Annotated in this window: 22 protein-coding genes; 5 read left to right on the top strand and 17 right to left on the bottom strand. The window is 37.8% G+C overall.

Annotated elements, in window-relative coordinates:
• Positions 1-309: 309 nt before the first annotated feature.
• Positions 310-1,245 (bottom strand): hypothetical protein, encoded by a 936-nt coding sequence (locus H6G83_RS26435; RefSeq protein WP_190477543.1) that lies wholly within the window; start codon positions 1,243-1,245, stop codon positions 310-312.
• A complete protein-coding gene (locus H6G83_RS26430) occupies positions 1,238-1,867 on the bottom strand; it encodes a ParA family protein (protein ID WP_190477541.1) in 630 nt (209 codons plus the stop codon). The genes H6G83_RS26435 and H6G83_RS26430 overlap by 8 nt, the downstream gene beginning before the upstream one ends.
• 84 nt (positions 1,868-1,951) lie before the next feature.
• On the opposite strand from H6G83_RS26430, the gene H6G83_RS26425 reads away from it, so the two are divergent.
• Together H6G83_RS26425 and H6G83_RS26420 are read left to right on the top strand one after the other, a co-directional pair.
• Positions 1,952-2,197, top strand: coding sequence for a hypothetical protein (locus tag H6G83_RS26425; protein WP_242044829.1), 246 nt, complete (start codon positions 1,952-1,954; stop codon positions 2,195-2,197).
• Positions 2,198-2,345: 148 nt separating this feature from the next.
• Positions 2,346-2,756, top strand: a complete 411-nt coding sequence (locus H6G83_RS26420; RefSeq protein ID WP_190477538.1) for a hypothetical protein — start codon at positions 2,346-2,348, stop codon at positions 2,754-2,756.
• 50 nt (positions 2,757-2,806) lie between these two features.
• Here the strand turns inward: H6G83_RS26420 and H6G83_RS26415 are convergent, their stop codons facing one another.
• A complete protein-coding gene (locus H6G83_RS26415; protein ID WP_190477536.1) occupies positions 2,807-3,427 on the bottom strand; it encodes a type I restriction endonuclease in 621 nt (206 codons plus the stop codon).
• Positions 3,428-3,716: 289 nt separating this feature from the next.
• Positions 3,717-4,685, bottom strand: coding sequence for a tyrosine-type recombinase/integrase (locus H6G83_RS26410; RefSeq protein WP_190477534.1), 969 nt, complete (start codon positions 4,683-4,685; stop codon positions 3,717-3,719).
• A gap of 491 nt (positions 4,686-5,176) precedes the next feature.
• On the opposite strand from H6G83_RS26410, the gene H6G83_RS26405 reads away from it, so the two are divergent.
• A complete protein-coding gene (locus tag H6G83_RS26405; protein ID WP_190477532.1) occupies positions 5,177-6,109 on the top strand; it encodes a GIY-YIG nuclease family protein in 933 nt (310 codons plus the stop codon).
• A gap of 80 nt (positions 6,110-6,189) precedes the next feature.
• Positions 6,190-6,414: a hypothetical protein gene (locus H6G83_RS26400; protein ID WP_190477562.1), complete on the top strand. Its 225-nt coding sequence runs from the start codon at positions 6,190-6,192 to the stop codon at positions 6,412-6,414.
• A gap of 110 nt (positions 6,415-6,524) precedes the next feature.
• Here H6G83_RS26400 and H6G83_RS26395 read toward each other — a convergent pair whose 3' ends face one another.
• The 12 genes from H6G83_RS26395 to H6G83_RS26340 form a co-directional block, all read right to left on the bottom strand.
• Positions 6,525-8,696 carry an ATP-dependent helicase gene (locus H6G83_RS26395; protein WP_190477530.1) on the bottom strand — a complete coding sequence of 724 codons (2,172 nt, stop codon included), beginning with the start codon at positions 8,694-8,696 and terminating at the stop codon, positions 6,525-6,527.
• 224 nt (positions 8,697-8,920) lie between these two features.
• Positions 8,921-9,766 carry a hypothetical protein gene (locus H6G83_RS26390; protein ID WP_190477527.1) on the bottom strand — a complete coding sequence of 282 codons (846 nt, stop codon included), beginning with the start codon at positions 9,764-9,766 and terminating at the stop codon, positions 8,921-8,923.
• A gap of 499 nt (positions 9,767-10,265) precedes the next feature.
• Positions 10,266-10,910 (bottom strand): PsbP-related protein, encoded by a 645-nt coding sequence (locus H6G83_RS26385; protein WP_190477525.1) that lies wholly within the window; start codon positions 10,908-10,910, stop codon positions 10,266-10,268.
• A 142-nt stretch (positions 10,911-11,052) separates the two neighbouring features.
• On the bottom strand, positions 11,053-11,214 hold the full coding sequence (locus tag H6G83_RS26380) for a hypothetical protein (protein WP_190477523.1): 162 nt from the start codon (positions 11,212-11,214) through the stop codon (positions 11,053-11,055).
• A 77-nt stretch (positions 11,215-11,291) separates the two neighbouring features.
• Positions 11,292-12,080, bottom strand: coding sequence for a hypothetical protein (locus H6G83_RS26375; protein WP_199328605.1), 789 nt, complete (start codon positions 12,078-12,080; stop codon positions 11,292-11,294).
• A complete protein-coding gene (locus tag H6G83_RS26370) occupies positions 12,058-13,299 on the bottom strand; it encodes a DUF3137 domain-containing protein (RefSeq protein WP_190477521.1) in 1,242 nt (413 codons plus the stop codon). The genes H6G83_RS26375 and H6G83_RS26370 overlap by 23 nt, the downstream gene beginning before the upstream one ends.
• A gap of 48 nt (positions 13,300-13,347) precedes the next feature.
• Positions 13,348-13,893: a LemA family protein gene (locus H6G83_RS26365; protein WP_190477519.1), complete on the bottom strand. Its 546-nt coding sequence runs from the start codon at positions 13,891-13,893 to the stop codon at positions 13,348-13,350.
• A gap of 217 nt (positions 13,894-14,110) precedes the next feature.
• Positions 14,111-14,722, bottom strand: a complete 612-nt coding sequence (locus H6G83_RS26360; protein ID WP_190477517.1) for a CPBP family intramembrane glutamic endopeptidase — start codon at positions 14,720-14,722, stop codon at positions 14,111-14,113.
• A 2-nt stretch (positions 14,723-14,724) separates the two neighbouring features.
• Positions 14,725-16,974 carry a CHAT domain-containing protein gene (locus H6G83_RS26355; protein WP_190477515.1) on the bottom strand — a complete coding sequence of 750 codons (2,250 nt, stop codon included), beginning with the start codon at positions 16,972-16,974 and terminating at the stop codon, positions 14,725-14,727.
• 12 nt (positions 16,975-16,986) lie between these two features.
• Positions 16,987-17,937, bottom strand: coding sequence for a DUF1822 family protein (locus H6G83_RS26350; RefSeq protein ID WP_190477513.1), 951 nt, complete (start codon positions 17,935-17,937; stop codon positions 16,987-16,989).
• On the bottom strand, positions 17,927-18,583 hold the full coding sequence (locus tag H6G83_RS26345) for a sigma-70 family RNA polymerase sigma factor (protein ID WP_190477511.1): 657 nt from the start codon (positions 18,581-18,583) through the stop codon (positions 17,927-17,929). The genes H6G83_RS26350 and H6G83_RS26345 overlap by 11 nt, the downstream gene beginning before the upstream one ends.
• A 1,299-nt stretch (positions 18,584-19,882) precedes the next feature.
• Positions 19,883-20,044: a hypothetical protein gene (locus H6G83_RS26340; RefSeq protein WP_190477509.1), complete on the bottom strand. Its 162-nt coding sequence runs from the start codon at positions 20,042-20,044 to the stop codon at positions 19,883-19,885.
• Between the two features lie 294 nt (positions 20,045-20,338).
• On the opposite strand from H6G83_RS26340, the gene H6G83_RS26335 reads away from it, so the two are divergent.
• On the top strand, positions 20,339-23,515 hold the full coding sequence (locus tag H6G83_RS26335) for a CHAT domain-containing protein (protein WP_190477507.1): 3,177 nt from the start codon (positions 20,339-20,341) through the stop codon (positions 23,513-23,515).
• 5 nt (positions 23,516-23,520) lie between these two features.
• Here H6G83_RS26335 and H6G83_RS26330 read toward each other — a convergent pair whose 3' ends face one another.
• Entirely contained in the window at positions 23,521-24,504 is a 984-nt protein-coding gene (locus tag H6G83_RS26330; protein ID WP_190477505.1) for a serine/threonine-protein kinase, read from the bottom strand.
• Positions 24,505-24,574: the final 70 nt, after the last annotated feature.

Raw genomic sequence — 24,574 nt, 5'->3', positions numbered from 1 at the left:
TAATATTTGAGCAGGAGCCACCAACTTGCCCCCTGAAGTCCTTATAGTTGGGGAAAATATTTAAACTAAACTGTTTAGTTTGCCCCTGGTGACAGCTTCGCCAGCTCTCCCCCAATTTACAGTCTTCATACTTTAGTGCGTTTAAAGCAAGCGATCGCCTACGGTCAGAGCATTGTCATCAGGGAATGGGTTTCTTCTAAAAAAATGCTGATGAGCGGCCATCGGTTGATTCTGATAACAATCCCGACATATCCAAAACACACTGTAGATAAATTAATAACAAACTCTGTAAGTTACAAACTCTGCAACTTACAGATTTAATGAGCTTCGTAACTCATCTTCTGTAGTACCTTGAAGTTCCGAAGCTTTACTCAGCAGTAAATCCACGGCAACACGAATCAAAGTATTATCTGTAAGTCTTTCACCACCTTTAACTCGTTTTGTTCTATTTAATTTACGGGTTAGATCAGTGAGTGCGTCAATCTGATCCTGTCTCAATCGTGTTTCCTTACGCTCCAATTTTAAATACTTTGGAAGTTCGGTACTCTGTAAGTCTGTATCTTTCAAACTTTGTAACTTTGTAGCTTTGTTGATTGCTTCACCCTCCCGCTTAATAGCACTTTCCTTATAAGAAACAGACTCTGCAACTTCCAAAGTCTGTAAGTCTGTAATATTGGGAGTCTGTTGTTCTGTAACTTTATCTCGCACTTTACTTGGAGTTTCCACTAAACTATCGGACTTTGTAACTTCGGTAGTCTGTAAGTCTGTAATCTTGGAAGTCTGTTCTTCTGTAACTTCTTTTGTTTTTGAGTTTGTTCTATTTGCAGATTCTGGTTGACTTACAGGTTTTGTAACTTCCGAAGTCTGTAAGTCTGTAACCTTGGGAGTCTGTTGTTCTGTAAATTTATCTTCTACCTCACTCGGATTTGCTGACAAACTTTCGGACTTTGTAACTTCCGAAGTCTGTAAGTCTGTAACCTTGGGAGTCTGTTGTTCTGTAACTGCTTCTGGCGTTGAGTCTGTTCTGTTTGCAGATTTCGGTTGACTTACAGGTTCTGTAACTTCCGAAGTCTGTAAGTCCGTAACATTGGAAGTTTGTTGTTCTGTAATTTTATCTTCTGCTTCACTCGGATTTGCTGACAAACTTTCGGACTTTGTAACTTCCGAAGTCTGTAAGTTCGGCTCTCTGATTTTCTGCGTTTCTTCTTGAACGAGATCAGATAAACGACGGCGAGGCTTAGGCATGAGTATTCACCTCTCTCAAAAGCTCATCAGCAATACGCCGATAATCCCCTTCGGCTTCACGAGCTACTTTTCCCCGAACTTGAGTAATTGGTATGCCATCAAGAGCAGCTTGTTCATGAACAGCATAAGCCCTAACAAATCCGTTAAATGCAGGAATACCCCCTTGCATCAATGCTTGTTGAGCATCAAGCGCCTTACCTAAACTACGCGGATCAACACGGGTTAATAAAACTCGGAACTTAACTTTTGCTGGCATTATTGATGCTTGTACTGTTTCAATTAGCGCCTGAAGATCCATTGGGGCTGGCGGAGAAGGCAGCACAACAAAATCAGCTGCATCGATAGTAATTTTCAGTGCATCAAAGTGGAGTGCTGGGGGAGTGTCCACAATAATAAAATCAAAGCCTTTTACCTTTTTAAGTTTTAACAACTCATTCGTATCTGTTTCCTTAGCTAGTTCAAAATCTCGCTCATTGCGCTCTGCCCACCAAGTAGCAGAACCTTGAGGATCTGCATCTACCAATAATACTTTTGATTTCTCAGCAAGGATGGCTGCTAAATTGACGCTAGTTGTCGTCTTAGCTGATCCCCCCTTTCCGTTCACAATAGCAATAATACGCACATCCGACTCCGTAACTCTGTTATTCTGTAAGTTAGTAACTCTGTAAGTTTGTAAGTGACGAATATACTAACTTACAGAGTTTGTATGTCAATAGTACGCCATAAGGCGGACAAGACCAACTTGGTTTTTATCTGGCTGACCTCACCAACAGGGAATTATGAGCAGCAGGTATACAGGCTGGCTGTTATGGCTATAGCAGATCATTGTGTAAAGAAAAAACTGGCAACCGTCAACGCTGACCCAGAAGTAACCCAAGCAATGTTAAATCGATTTAACCGTGCCATAGCAGACCTGACGGCGGTGGTAGAGTATCTTGAGGAAGAAAATTAATACGCTAGAAAATAAAGTAACCTGTAGACTTAGTATCGCCGTTAGAATTGGTACAGAGCTTATCCCAACTGCGGTTTCATCCCATAAATCTACTCTATAAAATGTGAATTAGCTCCAAATAAACTGAACTTATTGTCAGATAAAAACAATGAATATTGAACAGACTGTCTTAGAAGTTTCAGGAGTAGAAATTACCAAAAATCTCTTAGTAGATTTACAAAAACTCTCCTCTTACTCTGGAGAACCAATAGCCGCCGTCTATGCAGATAATCTACTGCGTACTATGCGCTCGTTGCGCGATAAATTACCTTTTGACCCCTATACAGAAGTGGTAATGGCACTGCATGATGCGCTGGCATTTCAAAACAGATGGATTGATTACAATGCTAATCAATACAAGGGAGTTTGTGAATTACTTACGTCCCTAGTGAATCAAGAAACAATCAACAATTACTCAGTCGAGTCAGCCATTTTAACTTTAGAAAACTTAGGCTTTGATACCCTACCATTCGGTGTAAACCTTGACGATAACCTATATACAGATGAAGATGAGGAATAACCCAGAATGGATGATAATTCTATTCCTCAACACTTTTAGTAATATTACAATCAAATTAATTCACCAAGTTTCTTTAGTACACTTAAAACCTGCTGAAATTCATTTTGTTTTTCTATTGATAAAGCATCAGACCGAGCATATTTTGGCTTTTCTGCCTGAACTAGCTTGACAAAAACAAACTCTCTACCGTTGATAAGTAACCCAAAAGTCGGTCGTTCAACATTAGGAGTGTCGAGCATATAAGCAAGTGCTTGAGGTAGTGCAGATATTACATCAAATTTAGTGCTTTTAGATTCAATAACAAGTATCCAAAGCCTTTTATTTACGACTAAAACATCAATACTACCTTTAACAATAACACTTTCATCAATAGCAGAAATTTCAGTAGAGGTTTCTGTTTCAATCTCGAAAGTAGGTTGATAAAAACCAGCTAAATCAAGCAGTGGAGACAGTACAACCATCTTCACTACTTCTTCGGACATGGGACGGCGTTTAGTTAAGTTTAAATAATTACTTTTTACTCGTTCTAAAGATAATTGTTCGTTATCCGTTAGTAAGGGTAAATTTTCTGTCCATTCTGTGAAAAATTCAGTGTTGGTAACTAACTCCAACCCAAAATTTTCCTCTAGTTCGTAAAGACTGATATCCCGCGCTTGGATTGTTTGTACCATAATTAGTTGAAAATAAGGGATACATCAGTATTATACAGCAGTAAACAGGGTTGAAATCTCTTGGTATACAGGTTTGTGGCGATGCTGTCATTGCTTTAAATGCACCTCGGAATATGCAACTAGAGCATACTGATAATTCTTTTGACTATTTATGTCCCACGATTAATCAACCTCATTACAAACATCCGTCAGAAAATTAGATAGTTACTAATATATAAAGTCATGACAAACAATAATTGTGACACCCAGAACTAATTAACAAGCAGATCGCTTTGACAACTAGACACCATCAAACCAAATCCGCCAGCACACTACTCACCTTCAACTGGTGCTGCTGTCGATTATCGTCATAAATCATCAACGTCTCCAGCTTGATGTGCCGACTCATCTTCTGCACCTCCCGCACACTCTGCCCCGCATCCAACGCCGCCGTAATTGAACTGTGCCGAATGCGGTGCGGTGATAACGGCTTAGTAATATTCGCCTGTTTGGCCCGTGTTCTCACCATCTTGGCCAGCCCCGTATCTGACAAAGGATGCCCTGGTGTATTCTTATCTAACGCCACAAACAACGCATCTTTAGTTGATGCCAACCCCCGAAACGCCAACCAATAACAAATTGCATCCCTAGTCTTAGGAGTTAAATCAATCGCCTCCCGTTGACTCCCCCTTCCCTTACCCAAAACCATGAGTTTGCTATTTTGACGGTCAAAATCCCCTATCTTTAACTTGGCAATCTCCCCCCGGCGCAGCGCATTATCCCAAAGCAAGCGTAGCAAAGCATAATCCCTGACCCCCTTGGCTGTTGTCCGATCGCAAGTCAAAAGAATCTGCTTAAATTCTTGGGGAGTAACACCAGTGGTATCTCGATATTTAATAACAGTCTCACCCTTGATATCCTCCAAGGTGTAACCACAAACCCCCAACACCCTACCTTGATGCACCAGCGCCCGTAAAGCAGCTAACCGCCGATTAACCGTAGCCTCCGATAACCCCTGCTCAATTAGCTTGGCTTTGTACTTAACCACCCACCCCAAGGCTTGCGCCCCTGGCAGTGCCAAAAATCGTACCACCCATTCCGCCGTCGATTCCACCCCAAACATCCTGGCAAAAAAATCTTTAATGTCCCAGTCATAGGCCCTACGAGTGGACTGACTACGCTTCTGTGCCAACAACATCGCCAACACATCCGGTTGAGTCCACCATTCCATTACCGAAGGCAGAGTATCATTATTGACTTTTACGATGCGACCAGACATAAAAACTAGGTTACGATAATGTCTCTTTACGTAACCTTATATCCTAAATAGGGATACATAGCCTATCTTTTTTACCTGTTTGTCCCAAAGTTAATCTATCTGCCCCAAAAAACGCTCTCACGCCCTCAATTGGGTCATCAGTCTTTACTAGCCATTTCGGATATTCACAAATACTTCAACCGCTATGTAAAAATCCATAACGTCCCGTAAATAGATTACGTTGTTCGGTTTTTCTGCGGTGCGCTCAAGTCCCTTGTTCTAGCTATATATAATTTATTATATAGCTAGAACCACGCGGAAGACGCTGATTTATGGGCAATCTTCCCCAGATGACGCTCGGTCAGGAAAAGTTATCCCTGCGATCGCTTACGCTTCAGTGTATGACACTTAAATTTTCCAACTAACATTATCATACCCCAAGATAGACACATTTTGAAAAAGTTGCAGCACACTGATAAGAGCCAATTCGACTTTTAAATGATGGTGTGCCAATGTGGTTAAAATACGGTGTAGATAAAGATGGCTATCTAGTATGTATTGAAGATATCAACAGTGGTAAAACTTTACTCAAGTGTCCTTATTGCCAGGGTGGTTTAATTGCTAAAAAAGGTAAGGTAAAAGAACATCATTTTGCCCATGATGAAGAAACTTGTCGCCCCATAGCTAAAAGTGAATTTCCCACTCTACCACTATATGATAATTTTAATATTGAACTAGCTCTTAAAGATTTAAAGCAATTAAAACTGCTGTGGAGAGAGTACGGAGCTAAAAATTATCCTATTAGTGGTGACTTAGTATTTCCTGGCTTATTGAAAGCTGGAGTATTAAGAAAAAACATATATTTAAAACAACCGGGTTATGAATTTAGTGATTTGGGTAAAATCCCTGTAGGAGCTTTGGATTTCCAGGGATTCAACACAGTGCAAGAACCGCTAATACTGAAAAAACTGCTGAAATTAGAGTTGGCTTTGAAACACGCTCAACATAAAAATGCTCTTGATTTGGCGTACAAACTTACCGATTTAAAACTGTACCACGCTCAACTTAAACGCATCTTATCTTGTACATTGTATTTCTTAGAAATTCAAACTAATATCGGCACTTTATACAAGATAGGCGTTACCACTAGACCCATTATCAAGCGAATAGCAGAGATAGAAAGAGATTTAATTCCACACTACGGTACTGTTACTATTAAAGTATTGGGTAGTTGGGCGCATCGGGGAAATATTGAATTATATTTCAAACACCGCTATCAGGAATTTAATCATCCCATCGGCAGTTTAACTGAGTATTACAAATTTAATGCAGAAAATATCAAAATTGTCTTAAGCGAGTTACAACAAATGCAACCTAAAGCACTTTCTCAAGAAGAAATAAAGATTCTTGAAGATAATTCGAGCTTAAGCCAAATTGCTGTGTAGTATTAGTAAAACATCGCAGTAAATGCTTAAATGCTCTTGAGTCCTAACTTAAACTGGTTTGAGCAGTAGTAGGTGTACTCATGTATGAGTTAACAACTTCAATAGAAGTACGAGTTTGGGAATTAGATAAGAATCTAGAATTAACTACTGAAGATATGTTTGATATTCTCTGTCAAGAATACCAGTTAAAGGCTGATTCTATAGAAACAGCACTAAGTTGTAAATGTCCATTTGCATTAACTGGCTTCTTGAAAGAATTAGAAGACTCAGAGATTGCTAATTATCTGATAACAATGGAAGATTAACTATCCTAAAAAGGACTAATTAAATCTAAATTTTTGTCAAACCAAATAGCAAAAATTAGCAAAACATATTATTTTTTAAAACACTGCTTCCCAGAACACTGATTCTATGTTCAATGTATTACCTGCCTTTTACTTTTTTTAGCTTCATCATTTTTTTCTTTTGATGGAGCATACCAATCTGGCTCACCAACAATAAACAACTCTGCTCTACTGCGAGTTAAAGCAACATACAATAGATTTTTCTCTTGCTCCTCCTGCCAAGCGAGTTGATTTCTCCATTTCATAGGCACATCTTCAGGTTGATAAATAAATATTCTTTCCGCCTCACCTCCTTTAAACTTGTGGATAGTAGATAAAGTTATGGGTGAATTTTCATCACTGAAGATTTCATCAATATAACTTTTTAAATCTTCAACACTTGTAGCTTGTGCGTGAGACTGATAAATAGCTAAAATCGCTTCTATTTTATCTACCAATTTCTGTCTTAATTCCTCTTCATTATCCAAATCACGGTAACGTTGCAGTTTAATTTCTTGATAATGTGCAACAGTATCATTGAAAAAATTAAAGCTGTATCCGGGCATTTTGGCTATCAAATCGAGTTCTTTCTTCAGAGAATCGCCTACATCACGACCCTTAACAGTAGCCTTCATTCCCAGTCCAATTAACTTAATGCACAAGCTAACCAATGGGGCAGTTTTGCGGCTAATAATTACATCGCCGTTATGAAGAAAATTTTCAATACCTTTTTTTTCAATTTGATGAATTACTCCCTCAATAGCATCTGGGGCTGGTTCAATGGGGATGTGAGGAAAAATCTTTTTAACCAGGGCGATATGCTCCCTCGGACAACGGTAGCAAATCGATAAAGGGAGTTCTACCGCCCTGGTAAGGCTGACAATGTTGTTGTAGCTTTGGTTATCGGCTCCAGCAAACCCCATGATGGCTTGTCTGGGATCTCCAACTGCCAGTATGCGCCCCTCAAAGCCCACAAGCATGAGAACTAGACTTAACTGCAAAGGATTCAAATCCTGACATTCATCAACCAGGACAAATTTGTAAGGTTTGAACCAAGGGCGTTCGTGCAATCTCCACTTAACAGCCAGCCAAATCTGATCCGTGTAATCCAGCTTTTTTTGAGTGATTGCCATTTCTTCACCAAGGGTGAGACAATAAGCAATCCATTTAGCTACTAGCTGGGGTTGTTGTACACTCTCAATGTCGTGATGTGAAGCGATTTCTTGGACAACTTCTGCTGTTGGTTGTTGATGCGAGAGTCTTACTAAATCAATCAGCTTGAGAAAATCATCATCATTGCTGATTATCCCTTCTTGCCAGAGTCTACCTATTTTCAGTCCACGCTTAGGAATTAAATTTAGGCTTTGAGCAATACGCTGATACTTATACTTGGCAACTACTATCTCTTCACTATGTTGCACATTAAGCTCTCTTCTAATCAAGCTAAATGCGGCACTATGAAGCGTACTAATTGAACTTTTCCACAGGGGGCCAAACTTTTTTATTAAATGGGTTGAATTATCCTTACCAAAAACACAAATCTTAATTTCATGAGGTTTTAATCCTATCTCCCAAAGAGCCTTAGCAACAATAGAAAGTGTCGTACTTTTACCAGACCCGGCGACAGCATTACAGCAGCCGTTACCTTTTTGGTTAATAACCCAGTCAATAATTCCTAATTGGAATCTCGAAGGAACAAAACCAAACCTTGAGCGCAGTTGTTCCGCTTGACAATTGCTCAAGTCTGTTACTGGTTGGTACTGCTTCACCTCACTACTTGCTGTGTACACTGCAATTTCAGTTTCTGGTGTTGGTGAGTCCAGCACTACAGGAGGGGAACTCTCTTGTGGTGAGGAGTGCTGTTGTTCACTGTAGGATGGGGCAGAAATCGTATTAGTATGGGGTAGCAAGCTATACGTAGCGTCTGCGACAGGTGAATTTGTCTCCTTTCCAGATGCTTGTTGTATCTGGGGCAAAGGTTCAGTTAAATTGCCATAGCCATTGTCACCCGACTGTACTAATTCTTTGCTAGATAAGCATTCAATAGCCAGCTTGATTTGTTCTAGTTCATCAGCAGTTAGTTTATCTAATAGAGGAATAATCGACTCAAATGGGCTGCATTGACCATCGAGCGCTCGTGCATATCCTAAAATTTGTTGGGAGAAAGCTTTGGGATATCTGCTAACTTCTGTAGGCAGATTATTCCAATTAGTTTTCTGCTTTGGCAAATGCTGTGTTTTAGGATTTGGATTGCCTCTAGCCATAACTTCTGGCTTTGATAAATATGAATAAATGATAGTCGATATGCAGTGTACACAGCATAAATAATGATTAAGCTAATATGAGTCTTACTTAGTACCCACAAGGCCCATTTCAATTTGGCATTCAGTAGCTGGGTTCTTTTCCCTATAATTTTGACAAAAAACTAAGCACACTTGAAGTGTTCAAACCTTATAAGATTGCTCCGCAGAGATTAGACAGAGGATTCTTATAATGGAGTTTCAATCTGTGCATTAGTGCCATGTTCTTGGGTTTCTACAATATCAACCAGATGATTTGGTGATGGGTTAGGTTCGTTGGTAATGGGGCCATGGCCTTCTGCCGACTGTAGGCGATCGCCAACGGCGGGTGAGGGTTCACTAACCTCATGAGTAGATAGTGTTGAGTCCACAGTCATGAGTAATGAGTTACTCTGAACTGATGACTCATCACTCAATGTATTAGCGCAAGACTGAAGCAACTCAACCGCAAGAGCCAAGAGGGTTCGTACACGAGTCAGCTTATTTCGGCGGTCGATCCCTAGCCGTGCTTGGAGGTTGCGGGGGTCGTAGTCATGGCTGAGGTGGATAACCCTGACTTTCTCCTGCTTTTCGGATGGTTCAAAAATCGGCTCCGATGCCGTGAGCTTGTTATAACCATAAACACCACTAGGACGTTTAACATTATAATGGTGTACCTCACAGCCGGGAGGGGCGATGTAGTGTCCTTCTAGATTATTTAGTTGATGATGCAACTGTTCTACACAGGCGGCGATCTCCTGCATTTGTGCGTTCACACCCAAAGACTCAGGAGTTTGAGGACATCCCCTAGACATCAGCATCATCACTGCTGCTTGGCGGCGCGTAGTTCTAATGGTTTCCTGAATACGCTGCGCTTGCTCTCGTCTAGAGCGTATCTCAATTTCACGCACGCGAATCAGCTCGATTTCCTCATCTGGAGTCAGTCTGGTGGCTGCCCCACAAGTCTCATAATTCAAGCAAAATCCTGGGTCTATCCCCGGTTGCAACATCATAGAGGCGCAGTCAAAGCCAAGTCCGCAGATTTTCCGAGGCATAGTTTACACTTAGTTCTAGATTAATATTTATATTTTATAAGCTAGAACTTAAGAGCGACACAAGCCTAAAGAGATATAAGGGTAGCCGTCGAGATACCAGCAAAATGGGACACCTTGTAAAGTTATGTTACGCAGATGTTTGAAAACCCTTGATTTAACCTTGTTTCAATACCGATTTGAGCGTCTCCTCTCTTGTGAAAACATCACCAAAAAAGGTCATTAATGGGCAAGTTTGGGGGACTTAATAGGGCGAAGAGTTGATTTTAGTGTGCAATAATTTGAATGCTAGTATACCATTTTTGGGCAAGTTAGTAAATTGTTAAAGGATATTTTGTAACATAACTTTACAGGATGTCCCATTTTGCTGGTATCTCGGCGGCTACCCATTACCAGCCTTAACTAGATAACTAGCAAATTGGATTATTAATCGTTGGTATTTCATTTACATATTGTTAATTTGGTTGATTCTGTATTAGTTAGGTAATGGCTATTTTGATTATCAATTTAATGATTTAAAAGATGAGTGCATTCTTTCAATAAGTGGTAAGAAATGGGAATTATTTTTTGTGTAGAAAGTTATCATGTAAGCTGTTTTGTTGCCTTTGTATGGTAATAGTGTCAATAACATTTCCGTTCCCTCACCAGTAAACCATAATCTGACAGCATTTTTGCCGTCAATTTTGAGACTTTCTCTTTTAATTAATCTGTCTCCATCTGGTGAAGGAGAAGAAGATTCTCTAGTTAAAACAGATTGAAAATTTTCTTCAAGAATTTGCACATCTGTTTTAATTAAATAATCAGGAAAGCTTCCATCACCCGTTTTTGGTAGTCTACGGTTAGTAATGTGTACTAAATTCCTCCAGGATCTTGTAACAAACCAGTTTTGTGGATAAGCAATAGAATAGGTTTGCTTTTCCACAAAGGTTTTAAATTTATTATTTGCACTGGCAGAAATTAAAAGTTTATTTTCTGTTATTATAATTTTTCTACTTTGTGCGTGGGCTGGTGGCTGTTGGAAGTAGGGCATGAAGGCAATGAAATTGAATGCTGTCAAAGTTGCAACGGCTAATAAAAAGCGAGAATTCTTGATTTTGATTAACATTTTTAAGTTTTGCATAACTATGAAGTTCATATCTGATTCCATTCCCTTCTCCACGGTAAAGGACAAGCATGACCATTATTTAGTGTCCAAGTTTGTTGATATTCCTGCCATGTCATACGATAAGCATCAAAAGGCTTTGTATCCCAAAATTACTAATAAATTAAAAACTTAGAGTGCTATCTGATTAACCTTCACTGACGAGTAGGGCATCAACAATTTCTGTGTATTGAGGTTGAGGCTCTTTATTTACAGCAGCATAAAGAGGATTAGCTAAGTAAGATTTATCTTGAGTTTTGCCAACTAACTTCTTGACAATTTGAACACAGCCACCTTCAGATGATGCCAATTAACCATATCCTGGTTCCATTCGTCCTATAAGAAAGTCTTCAATCGGTTCATATGAGATATTTTCTGACAGAGAAATTAATTCCAACCCATTTCATCAACCGCCTGTAAATAATAATTGATAGCCTCCACTTGTTCTTCTAACCTTTCCACTGACATTTGAGATTCTAGAACCGCTTCAATTTCTATATCACTTTGATTGTGAAGCAGCTTGCTTTTTAACTCTAATTCCACAGCATCTAACCGCAAAAAATAATCTTTTTTCAAAATTTCTAATCTATCAACCGCTTGAGAAATTCGATATCGTAAACTTCTTACTTCATCGGCTGTTGTTGAACTTAGACGCTCACGTTTCTCTATATTCTCAACTTTTTTCTGAACATTTTTTATATACTCATGATATTTTTCTGTAAATTTATTCTTTTTACCAGAGAAATAGCTTTCTATCTCTATTGTATTAATAGGTGTTTTTCTTAAGCTTCGCCATTTATTTTTGTAAAGTTTAAAATCTTTTACATGATTGATACAAGAAACTATTAGAGGTATCAATAGTAAAGATAAGATAAATATAACAAAATCAGAATATACTTTTGAGATAACAACTAAATTTAAAGAAAAACTAATGGCAGAAATTGCCAACCTTGTAACCGATGTCAGGATGAGAAATAACCAAACAAATGCGAGTAAGGTATGGGGAAATACTAATCTAAATCTCGGTTTTTGAGATTTGAGTTCTTGGATACGTTGATTAATGATAGCTTGTATAACATCAGATTCTGAGATATAGAGATTCATATCTTGAATTTCAAAACTCATAGTTATAATTCCTGCCAAAATCACAAAATCAATTGTAATTTGTCTGCTCAAGATTCAGTGTAGTAATTATTGAATGTAATATGGTTTCAAGTTCTTGAAAATTCTGCTGAAAGTTATCTAAAGTACAAGATTTTTCTCCTGTTAAATCAAAAAAAGTTAAATCCCTATTTCTACACACAACTGTGAGCTTTTGTAATGGTTTATTATTTCTGCGAGTAATATTGTTAAATTCCATCCAGAAATTAGGTTTATTGTGCTGATTCCCTAAAAGAAACTCTACCACTTTCGATTTTGCTGTTTCATTGTCGTTACATTTTGGTAAGGTAGCTTTTACAATAAGTTCCATAAATCGATAAGACAGCAATTTTCTAGACTCATTTTCATTGTTGGTAAAAACATAGAAATTATCTTCCATGTCCATATTCTCCACACTATATTCCTCATAGCCTCGCTTGATAAATCTATCTGGACGACGTTTATCTCTGCTCACCAGCTTTAATTGAGGATAATCTTTACTTACTTGAATTATATGACGTTCCTCTTTGATAGGTTTAGTTGGACTAGGAGCAGCATTTTTAGGAATAATCAAGGTTAAAAAATCCGTATTTAGGTTCTCTTTTTCATATTCCATCTGATAAACAATTCCTTTGAAATAACAGACAAACTCGCCGTTATATCTATCGACAAATGTATCAAGCTCGATAGGTTCCTTCCGCGAACTCATTACATAGATAGGCTCTACATCTGCCATCTGAAATCTTCGCTTATTCATAGTGAATGAAAGGATATTTTTATCTGTATATTTTTTTAATTTGTTGTAGAACAAATTAGACAAAGCTCCCTGAATCTGACTCTTAGATGAAACCTGGGGATCAAATATTATCTGTTCTGCATTTGGAAAAATAATTTTTACAAATTTTTCAATCGCATCTTTACGGAGATAAAACAGTAGAGTTGTATGTTTGTTAACAAAAAAATTAATGCGAGTCTTAGCCCAATTTATTGCATAGATTAGTCCATAAATCACTCCTCCTGCAACGATAGAACTAAGAATATGAGAAATTCCTGAGTCTACGAAAAATGCAATTATGGACATGAAGATACCTAAAGCTAAAACACCAATAAAAATCCGTGCAGCCCAAATTAATCCACCAAAAATTAGCTGAGTTTTAATTTTTTCCTTCCTAGCAGCTTCGACTTCGATGAGCCTGGGATTGAAACTATGATGAGTATATAAGCTCTCTACTGCGTAAGTATATTTTTCTTCCATGTTATATCTACCTTTATTTCATGATTGATGACAACAGCAACATCAACATTAAATCTCTATATCTTGTCTTTCCTCAGCAGTTGCTTGAAAATAAGTTTTTTGTTGGAACTGTTTAAAAAGAAGTTGTGCAATAAAACCCGCAGGAAAACTCATCAAATAAGTATTAAATCTTTCAACACTATCGTTATAAGTCCTTCTTGATGCAGCAATTTCTTCTTCTATTTCAGCAATTTGTTTGTTCAAGTCTCTAAACCCGCGTATACTTTGGAGTTGTGGTAAATTCAGTATTTGATTCCACATCCTTGATATCTGGTTCTCTGTATCAAATACAGCTTGTTGATTTCCACGTTGTAAATTTGCTTTTTCTATGAGTTTAGTCAATGCCTCAAACTGATTAATAACACTTTTTTCTTCTCTACCAACGCTAGCAACTAGCTTTTTAATCACAGCGTGCCGTCTTGATAGTTGTGTATCTATTCCAGAAAAGTTTCTGTCAACTCTAGAATTTAGTCGAGTTAATTCGTTATAAATTTGAGATACTAAATATCCGAGGAATCCAAGCACAATAAGTAAAAAAACAAATATGTTACCCATGATAGGCTCCCTAGTATTTTTTTTAGTTGCTGTTTCTCAATCTCAATGTCTGTTATGAGGATGTTTTAGAAAACTATTTAGCTATCAATATAGATACGAAGTAAATCTACTAGATGCTGCAAAAGACTAATTTTTTCCCCTCCTTACTAAACCAAGCTAATCTAGATACGAACTGAAGCTGGTTCATGCTGCAAAACAATTAACAGATTGTCTAATCTCATACCAAACCAAATAGAATAGCGATCGCACCAAGTAATGAGTGACTGAGGATAACACTGTATAAATTCCGAAACTTGGCGTAATGGTAGCTCCAGAAAAGACCGACCATCAATGTGAACACTAATGTCAGGATGTCTTGATAGATAAGATGGACTAAGGTGTAGAATAATGTGGAAAGTAAAATCTGTAACCAACTGGCAAAGTTGGCTCTAGAAAATAGACTGAATAAAAAGCCACGGTAGAGAAATTCCTGCACAGGTGCAGAAACTCCAACAAAAAAAAGGTAGAAATTCCAACTGTATGCAGAATTGTCGATGAGTGGCCCTTGAGTAGCATAGTAGGCAGACATCAACAGCACAGAAGCTAAAGTTGGCAAAGAAATAGCTTTAAGAGCAATTCCTAAGCGGTTTTGAGTAAATCCTAGTTCAACAGCAGAAAATTTGTACAGTCGAGCGATCGCCAAAATAGCTATAGCAGATAAAATTAGGACATAAAATCGCCAGGAAAAAGGGATTAATCCCAGATAAATCAGTATAACTGGTAATATATATGCAAAACTAACAATCAGAATTACTTTCTGACGTTCTTTGCTGATTAACCGATCTGCCATATTCACTCATCTCCCACGCGAAGATCAATCAAACGAACGAGCAGAAAAAATACAGGAGCGAAGAAAGTAATAATTGCAAACCAAGGAATTAGGGGATCAGTACTGCTCATCCCAAATAGAACATCAATCAGAGACACTCCAAATACACTACTTAAAAGCGTTAAAACTAAACTACCTAATAAGAAAGACAGCAGAATAGGCTGATACTTTCTGGTGGCACTTTTGTATATGCTAGTAATAGTTGTTAAAAATAGTATAGAAATAATTGCATAAGTTATAACATTAATGCCAGCTAAAGTACCTCGAAACTCAGATGAGAATAACAGGCTTTTTGTATGTTCTATACTGTAGCCTTGAAAAGGCAGCCACAACAACACACCTAACTCGCACATGATAAGATAAGTCAGGTATTTATTTTTATTAAAAATAGAATCTGGTACAAAAAGAATTGTTGAAACGAGTGCCAGAATCTGAACGCCACAAGCAACAATAGCAACAAAATTGATGGCATAAAACCACCTACTTATAGAAAAAGCTTTCGTGTTTTCTCTCCAAACATCGTAAGCAGTAGCAACTCGTAAAAGTCCTTGTAATCCGGCAATATTATTAACTGTATGAATGCGTTTGATACCTAATTCCAAATCAGATTTCTTCAATGTCAAATTTCCCACAGCATCAAAAGCTCCTTGAGAATTAAACATTTCTTGGGTAACATTTGTGATATCTGCCTGAGAAGTTTTCCAAACAGAATAGAGTTTGTCAAGTTTCTCAGCCTGAATACTTATTACTGCATCAGGCTTAAACTCCATTAACATCATGCGATTGTTATTAAGCTCAAAAAACAACGCTCCCGTTGTAATCAAAACCGTAACAAATGTGAAAATAATAAAGGGACGTGTTTTAACACGAATCATACAATGCGCTCTGTAAGAAGCAAACAGAGGCATCCAGAGAAACATCGAAGGATATACAGTTATATGAGGATATAGTTGAGCGTAAAATATTAAATTTTCCCAACCCTGAAACTCGTAGAAGATTCCCACAGGTAGACAAATCAACATGGCAAGCGCAACTACGCCCAGTACCATCTCCCACTGCCAAGACAATCTTCTCTCTGAAAATAAACTATTCCATGTCAATTCTTTAGCCAAGGGATTGGCTACAATCACCGGCAGCCAACTTTTACCAGGTTCAAATTTATTATGTAACTGCTGGCGAGCTGCATTCATCGATGCAAATAAAGAACGATCCTTAACAAAAGCTTCGAGAAAATGCCTTAACAATTCTCTAGCCACAGAGGACTCAACCATTTCCCGCATCACAATACAGTAAGGCAGAGATAGCTGCGTTAACTGATTTGCCAGTCCTAAGCCATCACAAGAATTAAAAATTGCCAGTTGCAGCTTTTTTTGGATGACTCCTTCTAGCAAGTCTCTCAACTCAGCGATTTCGATAATTCCTTGTTTACCATCAGCAGGATTAATTTGGATACGCCCAATCCTGCCATTAGGATCACTTTCACTATGTCCAGCAAAAAAGAAAATGTGCCAGCCTTGACTATCTTGTAACGTTTTTTCTAATTCTTGACGTGTAGGTTGTCTGAGAATATGAGGTTCTCCACCATATCGCTTAAGGCTTTTAAGAAAATCTTCCTCTTGTGCAAAACCCAGCTTTTCGTCACCAAACACTACAAGTATGCGTGCAGTTGCTCTCAATTGTGGTGTTTGCTTTTGAGTCAGCCGCTTAAAATTCGTTGCACTGATGGCAACCTCTACACCTCTGCTGGTATACCCCGCTAATGTATCCCACTCTTGCCAAGGAAGTCCGCGCAATTTTCGGTCTTCTGTCTGCACAATAATCTGGACTTCATCTTTTTCGGTAATTTTTCCTCTGAACTTTTCCAAAACAAGACTGACGCGAGGATCTGGCTGTCCATTTTCATCTATCCAGCCATCTCTACCTAACCATCTGTTTAATTCTGCTTTCAGAGAATTGGCGAGTTCTGTGAGATTAACTACTCCTGAAACTCGATTATCCCGATTTTTAGCAACCCGACGGCGATCGCCCTGTAGACCAATATAATATTGCCAATCTTTGAACTTAGATTCTAAAAGTTCTGGTAGAGGCGAAAGAAATGAAACAAGTTCTTCTATCTGCCCTTGTTGATCATAAATGGCAAGAGTAACAGGCAAAACTTCAGAGTTATTAATTTTTACTCTGCCACCAATTTTAAAAGAGATTCTTAATGCCATTTCCACTCTTCTTTAGGCAATAAAGTATTCTCTAATGAAGGTATCTCCGATTCGCACTTCTACCCAAAACTCTTCACCTGGAGATAATTCTAGCGGGATAGAAATCAAATCAGCAGGCTCATTCACTGTTTCTGTATAAATATCGGATTCATCTGGTACACTAACTTGCATACCTACAGGTAGAGAAGCCCTTTCACCTTGAATAATAACTCTGACAAAAATTAATTGGCTGTCGTTTTGGGAAACAGAAAGCTGCATTTCAAATCCTTGCCCTGCCAATAGGAACCTCTTCTTGCAGGTGGCAGCCCTCAGATCACGCATCGAAGGTTCCCATTCTCCTTCATAAATATTGTTCAACCAATTTCTTAAGTAAGTAATTTTTTTTTGAGCAAATTCTATGGTAAGTTCATCTGTCTGAGGAATTCTAGAAAGTGAGAAAGCTTCCTGTTGCGCCAAGTAATCAATCAGATCGTCCATAGACTGCAATTCGTCAATTGCAATTTCTTTATCAACAGTTTCAGGATGAACAGCAGGCAGAAAACCAATTAGTGTCGCTTCTTTTTCTGAACTAGCAATTTCTACAAATAAGTAACCAAGGCAATTATTACTGACAGGAGAACCTTGCCCGCCACTCAAGCGTCCTGGTAGTAATGTCACAGTATGTTGCTCTACAGGAACCACCCGACATTCCAAATAACCTAATCCGGTTAATTCCAATTCATTTGCTTCACTCCATAAACGGCTGACAGCATTCCATCTTTCTGGTTTGGCAAGATTAGTCTCAAAGCCTAATAGTCGAAAATAGGCATCGGCAACTAGTACAGCAAGGGTACTTAAATATATTCTTTCTTTGGCATTTGGAGTGAAGTACTGTGACGCATAAGCTCTAGCTTGCTGGCGAAACGATGCTGGAATTGGAAATTGAATTGCCAATTCCCGTATAACACTTAGTTTATCGCTCATAGTTATCTTCTCCGAACAGTCTCTGATTCTTTTCTAACCATTCTCGGAGTAAAGGTTCACATTTTCTACACCAATAAGACGTAATTACACTACGTGTTGAGCCTACTTCCGCAGCAATTTCCTGCCATTCCTTACCAATGACTAATCTCAAGTATGCAAGCGATTGACAGTTGGCTTTTGGATTATTTCTGATATGGCAAGTCTTAAGAATATTATCAGGATCATCCTGAATCCATTGAACAAATGATTGCCAAACTGGCAGCAACAAAGAAGCATCTATATCAGCTACAACTTGATCTAAAGGATCAAGCTCGACATCATGAGTTTGCTTTATAAACTGCCTGCGAGTGCGATGACGGTTAACTTTACGAATTTCATCTATGTATTGACGATGAAGACAAGTATTAAACCACTTCAGCACAGAACCTTGGTTTGGATCATATTTTTCACAAATTGTCTTACTCAATTTAAACATGGTCTTGTATAGAGCTTCTTCGTAGATATCATTATCCCTGCTCCGATTGCGCTTTAAGTTTAAGATGGCTCGGAGCAAGCGGTTAATGGCTTTACTACGTTGTGGGCTGGTTGGTTGATGGCTGCAAGCTTCTTGGATGAGCGATTGCAGGTAGAGATTCAGTTCGTCCATAACTTATGACATACTTGTAGCAGTGCCACTAAGCAGACTCTCATCTCCACTACAATCTAGTACGAAGAATAGTGGGATAGTTCTGCAAGAAAATTGAGTAAATTGCAAAAGTTTTCTCAAAGATTTTCTTTTACTGTGATTTGCGTATAGCTTAGTAAAAAAAATATCATCTAAATCAGAAAAAAATTTCATAATATAAAATTTATTAAATTGAATTATTTTTTCAAGGTAAATTTTTTCTGCTTTATTCCTGACTGTCTTATAAAGAATATAGAAGTATGTTTTGCTATCTTCTTAATAAAGAAAATAACTATTTCTTTTAAAAAGTACAGAACTAAAATTAGAGAGGTTTAATAACCCATATCTCAAGAGAAATTCAGAAAACCAAGCGTTCCTTTCATTTGAAGATATCTCCACAAAGTAAAACAGTATTCTTCTCTTTAACAGGAAGAAAAGTATGTCAGTCTGATTTCACTGAGCCAGAGCGGTAATTTATAAATATGGAATAATTACCAATTCTGGTAGCAAATAGCTGGCTAAATAAGTTTAAGTTTAAGCTCAGTAGCTTTTGAGAAATACTTTTAAGTAAAGTTTTACTTAAATAGATTAGTTACAATCGAACAGGGGTACACAAAAAAGCACTTAAAAGAATAATAGCAGTGTCAGTAGACTTTCGATAGTACTTATGTTTAAAAATATAAAATGTATAATTAAATACTTCTATTTCTCTATCCGAGCAATAATCTCAGCGTTTATATTAAATTTTTACGTTACCTTATATCCTAAATAGGGACACAAAGCCTAACTTTTTTACCTGTTTGTCCCAACCTTGGTTTAGCTGTCCCAAAAAATGCTCGAACGGCTTCAACTGGCTCATCAGTCCTTACTAGGCATCTCGGATATTCACAAATACTTCAACCGCTATGTAAAAATCCATAACATTGAGTAAATTTTGTGTCCCCTGGTAAGATGTGAACTAGTAGAGGTCAGATATCCATATTCCAGTCTATAACTGCTGATATTGGAGGTTTTTGAACCATCTGCTTCCGTTGCCACTGGCGGAGCGCATACTAAACTTGGCAGCGTTCGCTGCCAAGTTTAGCTGAATGTAATAGGGTAATAACTAATGGTTGATGGTGGGTGATGCCTGTGACTTTAGCCATAAGTTGTCCGATTTTGACAACTTATGCCTTGTGTCTTGGACAGATTTTGCCTAAAGTCACAATTCCCACCCTGCTAAAGTGCTGATTGCTGAGTACTGAGTGAAAAATTGCTGTGTACACCGCAATAAAAGACTATCTATAGTGAGCGATCGCAATTTCGGCTAATAGACAGCTGAATGCCTCTCTCTGGTTGCATTTCCCTCAATGTCGCTACATACCCATTACCCGACTTTTCGCCTACCAAAGATAGCATCAGCAAGGCCTCTGCTCCTAATGCTTGCTCATCCAATCCTCTCATCAGTTAAAGGTAGAGTTAGAAAAAATGTGATTTTTTGAAGAACTGAAAAGTATTGACTATCAAATAATTATTTCTACATAAACAACAGCTTCAATCCAAATCTGTGATAGCCTTTTTTACAAACAAGTCAATGCTTTGTTAAAAAAAACAAAATTTACGCTTAATTTTAATATTTATTGAAATTCTTTTGCTATATAAAATATTTTAAATATACTGCGCTTAAATCTGCTATGATCGCATAAAGTCATTTATTTGTTTAATAGCTGGTTAAATTACTCATTCTTAAGAGAAGTCATGTTTAAATTAATTCAAAAAACCATTAGTTTTGTAGCCAGTACCGCGATTATTTTGACCGCAAGCTCGTTGACGTTTGCTCAAGAACCAAATACAATTTCCACACCATTGCATGAGACAACAAAAAAAGTTAATTCAGTAGATTCTCCAGATTATGATAACAGCATTAACAGAATAGAAAAACTTTTGACTTATCTTCATAGCACTCCTGAAGAAAGAGTTAGCGATCTGTTTAACACTTGGTCACAAAACTACAATTCTAATGACAGCCTAGATGCTGCTAGAAAGAATCTCCTAGAAGGAGAAAAAATTCTAGAAATGCTTACAAATCTGGAAACTTCACAGGGAGAATCATTAGTTATTGCTGACCAATACCAAAATAGCCCTGTTTTTGACTACAGCCGAGACAAAAAATGTATTCCAGCCTCTAAAAATGTAGAAAATAAAGCAGCGATGTCTTGTAAAGAGTTAGTTTATGCAACTCTGTGTAAATTAGCTTCAGATGCTGGTGAACAGAATAAAACAATTAGTTACTGTGAACAATACTTTAAAGAATTTAATAAAAACCTGTCTACCTATTCTAAGAATCAAAGAAATTTAGGTTTTGCTATCTCCCTAAGATGTTCATTTGTCTATGACATTAAGTTTATAGATAAAAGCAGTACGTTAAAATACTGCTTCGATAGTATTAAATATTCTTTTACACTAAAGAGCAATTTTGATCCTTCGAGTTGGAAGTTCAGTTATAGTATTGCTGATAGGCATTTAATTACAGCTAATTCAGTAATTAATAGTATATACAGGGAACAAGGTAAATATAATGAAGCTATCAATTTCTTGCAGGAGCAATTACAGGGTATTCAAATAAATGATTTAACTAAAATTGTAGATCCTATAAGCCAGTCTTCAGAAATACCTGCTGCTGTAGGAGTTAGATTAGCTCTTTTAGAGCTTTTGGGCGATACCTACATGGAAATGGGACTTTTTGATAAAGCAATTGAAGCTTACCAGAAAAACAAAAATGAAGGATTAGAAGAGCGAGACTTTGGTTCTGGTAAAGATAGCGTATACAGCACCGAACTAAACATTGGTGAGGATGGTGGTCAATTTGTAAGACTACTAACTAAACTTGGTTATGCTTTGCTCCGTAAAGGTAATCTTACAGATGCGGAAAAAGAGTTACTAGCTGCTTTACATTGGCTAGACAATGGAGCGGGGATGTTAGATTCAGGTCAAAGCGGTGAAACTGTCAAACTTATCGCTCAAGATCGTAATAGTTCAGTTTATTCGACACTGCAAAAACTATACATTGAGCAACGTAAGTATCCACAAGCTTTAGAATTTGCAGAAAGAGCGCGTTCCTCTGTATTCACAGAGCAGGTATCAAGGTTTTCTCGTGAGGAAACGCAAAAAGAATTCCAGCCATTTAGCTTTGCTCAAATTCAAGCAGAGGCGAAAGCTCAAAACTCCACTTTTGTCATGTATTCCAGATTTGAGCCACCCGTGGCAATATTAAATAAGTCCAAACAAGTTAGTGAGGAGCTTTTCATTTGGGTAGTTAAACCCAATGGAGAACTACACTTTAATAACGTTGATGTTGCTTCTACATCGCTCAATTTAACTTCACAATCATTTCAGAATCAATCTCCAAATAATCAGTTTTGGTTTGGTATAATTGCTACTATTATTCTTAGTGGTTTATGTTTGTCTTTTCTAAAATCACAAAAGCAACTGAAACGAGAATATATTACCGTAAGTGTTGTTGCTGTTTTGTTGCAGTTGGCTTTAGTTGGTTGTCGGCAGGCTAGTTTAGAAGCTCAGAAACAAAATAATAACTCTACTGTTTTAGACTTGGTACGTGGTACTTATACATCTTTAATTAAATCTAATAGTCCTATTAATAATAGTAGTTGCACCTCTCAGAAAGCTTGTCTGGAGCAGTTGTACCAAACTCTGATTCAGCCTATCGAACAATACCTTCCAGACAACCCAGAGGCACACGTTATCTTTTTCCCATACAGAGAGTTGTATACAATTCCTTTTGCTGCTCTTAAGGCAAAAGATGGTAAGTATTTAATAGAGAAAAATACAATTCACATTGCGCCTTCAATTGAAGCACTGAATCTTTTAAAAGTTAGAGCCGAGAAAAATCCTTTCTTACCATCTCGGAATTTGGTGGTAGGCAATCCTGTAATGCCAAAACTAACCTTGAGTGGATTATTATCTGAATCCATTACCCCAGAATCCCTACCAGCTACGGCAACAGAAGCACAAACAATTGCTAATTTCTTTAATACTTCACCCCTGATTGGGGAACAAGCTACTGAATCAACTGTATTAAAGCAACTTAGTAATGCTAAGTATATTCATCTTGCTACTCATGGTTTCCTGGATGTTATCGCTAAGGATGGCTTCGAGCCTACTTCTGTATTAACTTTGACTCCTTCTAGAGACAATGATGGGCTGCTGACAACCGAAGAACTTTACGAGATTCCCTTGGTTGGTGAGTTAGCAGTGCTTAGTGCTTGTAATACTGGTGCTGGAGAAATTACTTCTGAAGGAGTCCTGGGATTAGCTCGTCCTTTTCTAATTGCAGGAATTCCTAGCGTTGTCGCTTCTCTGTGGTCAGTTCCCGACAATCCTACAAAAGATTTGATGATTCAGTTCTATGAAAATCTCAAGGGTAATCCTGATAAGGCACGGGCTTTGCGGCAAGCTATGATTGCCACAATGAAAGAACATCCTGATCCAGTTGCGTGGGCTGGATTCACACTCATTGGTCTTGCACAACAGCCACCATCAGCTTTAAAGTCCTCCCAAAAAACGCAAATAGTCGGACAGGTGTCATGTTCCGGGATAATTGCTGATCCTCTCAGTAGCGGGAGAGCTATTAAAAAAGCAACCTTGGAGTCAACCGCTCAGGGCTTTAACCTACGTATTGTAGAGTTAGGAACAGAACATTTATTAGAGCTTGACAATAACCTTGTTGTGCAAGCTGCTAGTACAGACGGTGGTAGTTGGAATCTAGTTGCTTATAACGCTTCTAAAGAGCCAGTTAAAATTAACCAAGATGGTTCTTTTAGTATTGGGATGATGGTGTCTACACGTAGCGTTTGTAATTTTAGCGGTAAATTAGAATTTCTAGGTGACACTAAGAGTAAACTATTTGGCAATTAGCATTATTAAAATGCTGGTATTTTTCTTTGTGTTGGTGCTTCATTTTTTGGTGGTCTAATATCAATAGTGTGGCTTAAAACAACTACTCCCACAACAATAGATAATAATAGTGAAATTAATATGAAAATTAGCTTTTTATTATCTCTTTTTTTTGGTTGACTGTTGAGCTTAAGAATGGCTTCTAAAGCCTCTGATGCTGACCTGTAACGTTGGTGATAATCTTGGCGCACCATCTTATTTAAAATCTCTGCAAGTCTGGGGTTAACTTGAGTATACCTATGCCAATCAATCTCATCATCCGCATCATTGGATAATTGAACAGGATGCAAGCCAGTAAGAGCTTGAATAGCAATTACACCGACCGCATAGACATCACTGCTTAGATTAGGCTTACCCTTGAATTGTTCACTGGGTATATAGCCAGGTGTTCCAATGACAACTGTTAGTTGAGATTGCCTCCCAGAAGATGTGGCTTGAGACATGATTTCTTTCACAGCCCCAAAATCAATTAAGACAATTTTGTTATCTCGTTTGCGTCTAATTAAATTATCAGGTTTCAAATCTCGGTGAATAACTTTATGTTGATGGATAAATGCTAATGTTGTGAGAATATCTGACAATAAATCAATTACTTGCGCTTCATTCCATTGCTTGTCATTGATTTCTTCTTTCAGAATAGTTCCCTCAATGAATTCTTGAACGAGATAAAATTCTTGATTTTCTTTAAAATGTGCAAATAACTTGGGAATTTGCGGATGTTCACCCAATTTGTAAAGAACTTGAGCTTCAGTGTTGAATAAGCGTTGGGCCACCTGAAAAATAGGAGAGTTTTTTGGTAAAGGTAAACCCTGATGTGTAGGCATGAGTTGTTTGACAACGCATAAAGGGTTGTCAGGTAGATGAATATCTTCCGCAAGAAAAGTCTTACCAAATCCACCATTGCTAAGATGCTTGATGATTCTGTAATGTCCCCCAATTATTCCAGCCATAACTCTATTTTGCTTTCCCAACTAAAGTAAATCCTGCCCAGTTTACAGGGTCAGGATGTTTTTTTATGGT

The organism is Anabaena azotica FACHB-119 (genome assembly GCF_014697625.1).
Classification (GTDB): Bacteria; Cyanobacteriota; Cyanobacteriia; order Cyanobacteriales; family Nostocaceae; genus Trichormus; species Trichormus azoticus_A.
The sequence above is the reverse complement of the archived record's forward strand: the minus strand, read 5'-3'. Positions and strand labels throughout refer to the sequence as shown.

Coding starts and splice junctions, on each gene's coding strand:
- H6G83_RS26370 (WP_190477521.1), bottom strand. CDS start 13,299: ATGGAAGAAAAATATACTTACGCAGTAGAGAGCTTATATACTCATCAT.
- H6G83_RS26400 (WP_190477562.1), top strand. CDS start 6,190: ATGTATGAGTTAACAACTTCAATAGAAGTACGAGTTTGGGAATTAGAT.
- H6G83_RS26350 (WP_190477513.1), bottom strand. CDS start 17,937: ATGAGCGATAAACTAAGTGTTATACGGGAATTGGCAATTCAATTTCCA.
- H6G83_RS26390 (WP_190477527.1), bottom strand. CDS start 9,766: ATGCCTCGGAAAATCTGCGGACTTGGCTTTGACTGCGCCTCTATGATG.
- H6G83_RS26345 (WP_190477511.1), bottom strand. CDS start 18,583: ATGGACGAACTGAATCTCTACCTGCAATCGCTCATCCAAGAAGCTTGC.
- H6G83_RS26405 (WP_190477532.1), top strand. CDS start 5,177: ATGTGGTTAAAATACGGTGTAGATAAAGATGGCTATCTAGTATGTATT.
- H6G83_RS26410 (WP_190477534.1), bottom strand. CDS start 4,685: ATGTCTGGTCGCATCGTAAAAGTCAATAATGATACTCTGCCTTCGGTA.
- H6G83_RS26435 (WP_190477543.1), bottom strand. CDS start 1,245: ATGCCTAAGCCTCGCCGTCGTTTATCTGATCTCGTTCAAGAAGAAACG.
- H6G83_RS26420 (WP_190477538.1), top strand. CDS start 2,346: ATGAATATTGAACAGACTGTCTTAGAAGTTTCAGGAGTAGAAATTACC.
- H6G83_RS26335 (WP_190477507.1), top strand. CDS start 20,339: ATGTTTAAATTAATTCAAAAAACCATTAGTTTTGTAGCCAGTACCGCG.
- H6G83_RS26385 (WP_190477525.1), bottom strand. CDS start 10,910: ATGGAATCAGATATGAACTTCATAGTTATGCAAAACTTAAAAATGTTA.
- H6G83_RS26355 (WP_190477515.1), bottom strand. CDS start 16,974: ATGGCATTAAGAATCTCTTTTAAAATTGGTGGCAGAGTAAAAATTAAT.
- H6G83_RS26425 (WP_242044829.1), top strand. CDS start 1,952: ATGTCAATAGTACGCCATAAGGCGGACAAGACCAACTTGGTTTTTATC.
- H6G83_RS26330 (WP_190477505.1), bottom strand. CDS start 24,504: ATGGCTGGAATAATTGGGGGACATTACAGAATCATCAAGCATCTTAGC.
- H6G83_RS26395 (WP_190477530.1), bottom strand. CDS start 8,696: ATGGCTAGAGGCAATCCAAATCCTAAAACACAGCATTTGCCAAAGCAG.
- H6G83_RS26360 (WP_190477517.1), bottom strand. CDS start 14,722: ATGGCAGATCGGTTAATCAGCAAAGAACGTCAGAAAGTAATTCTGATT.
- H6G83_RS26415 (WP_190477536.1), bottom strand. CDS start 3,427: ATGGTACAAACAATCCAAGCGCGGGATATCAGTCTTTACGAACTAGAG.
- H6G83_RS26365 (WP_190477519.1), bottom strand. CDS start 13,893: ATGGGTAACATATTTGTTTTTTTACTTATTGTGCTTGGATTCCTCGGA.
- H6G83_RS26340 (WP_190477509.1), bottom strand. CDS start 20,044: ATGAGAGGATTGGATGAGCAAGCATTAGGAGCAGAGGCCTTGCTGATG.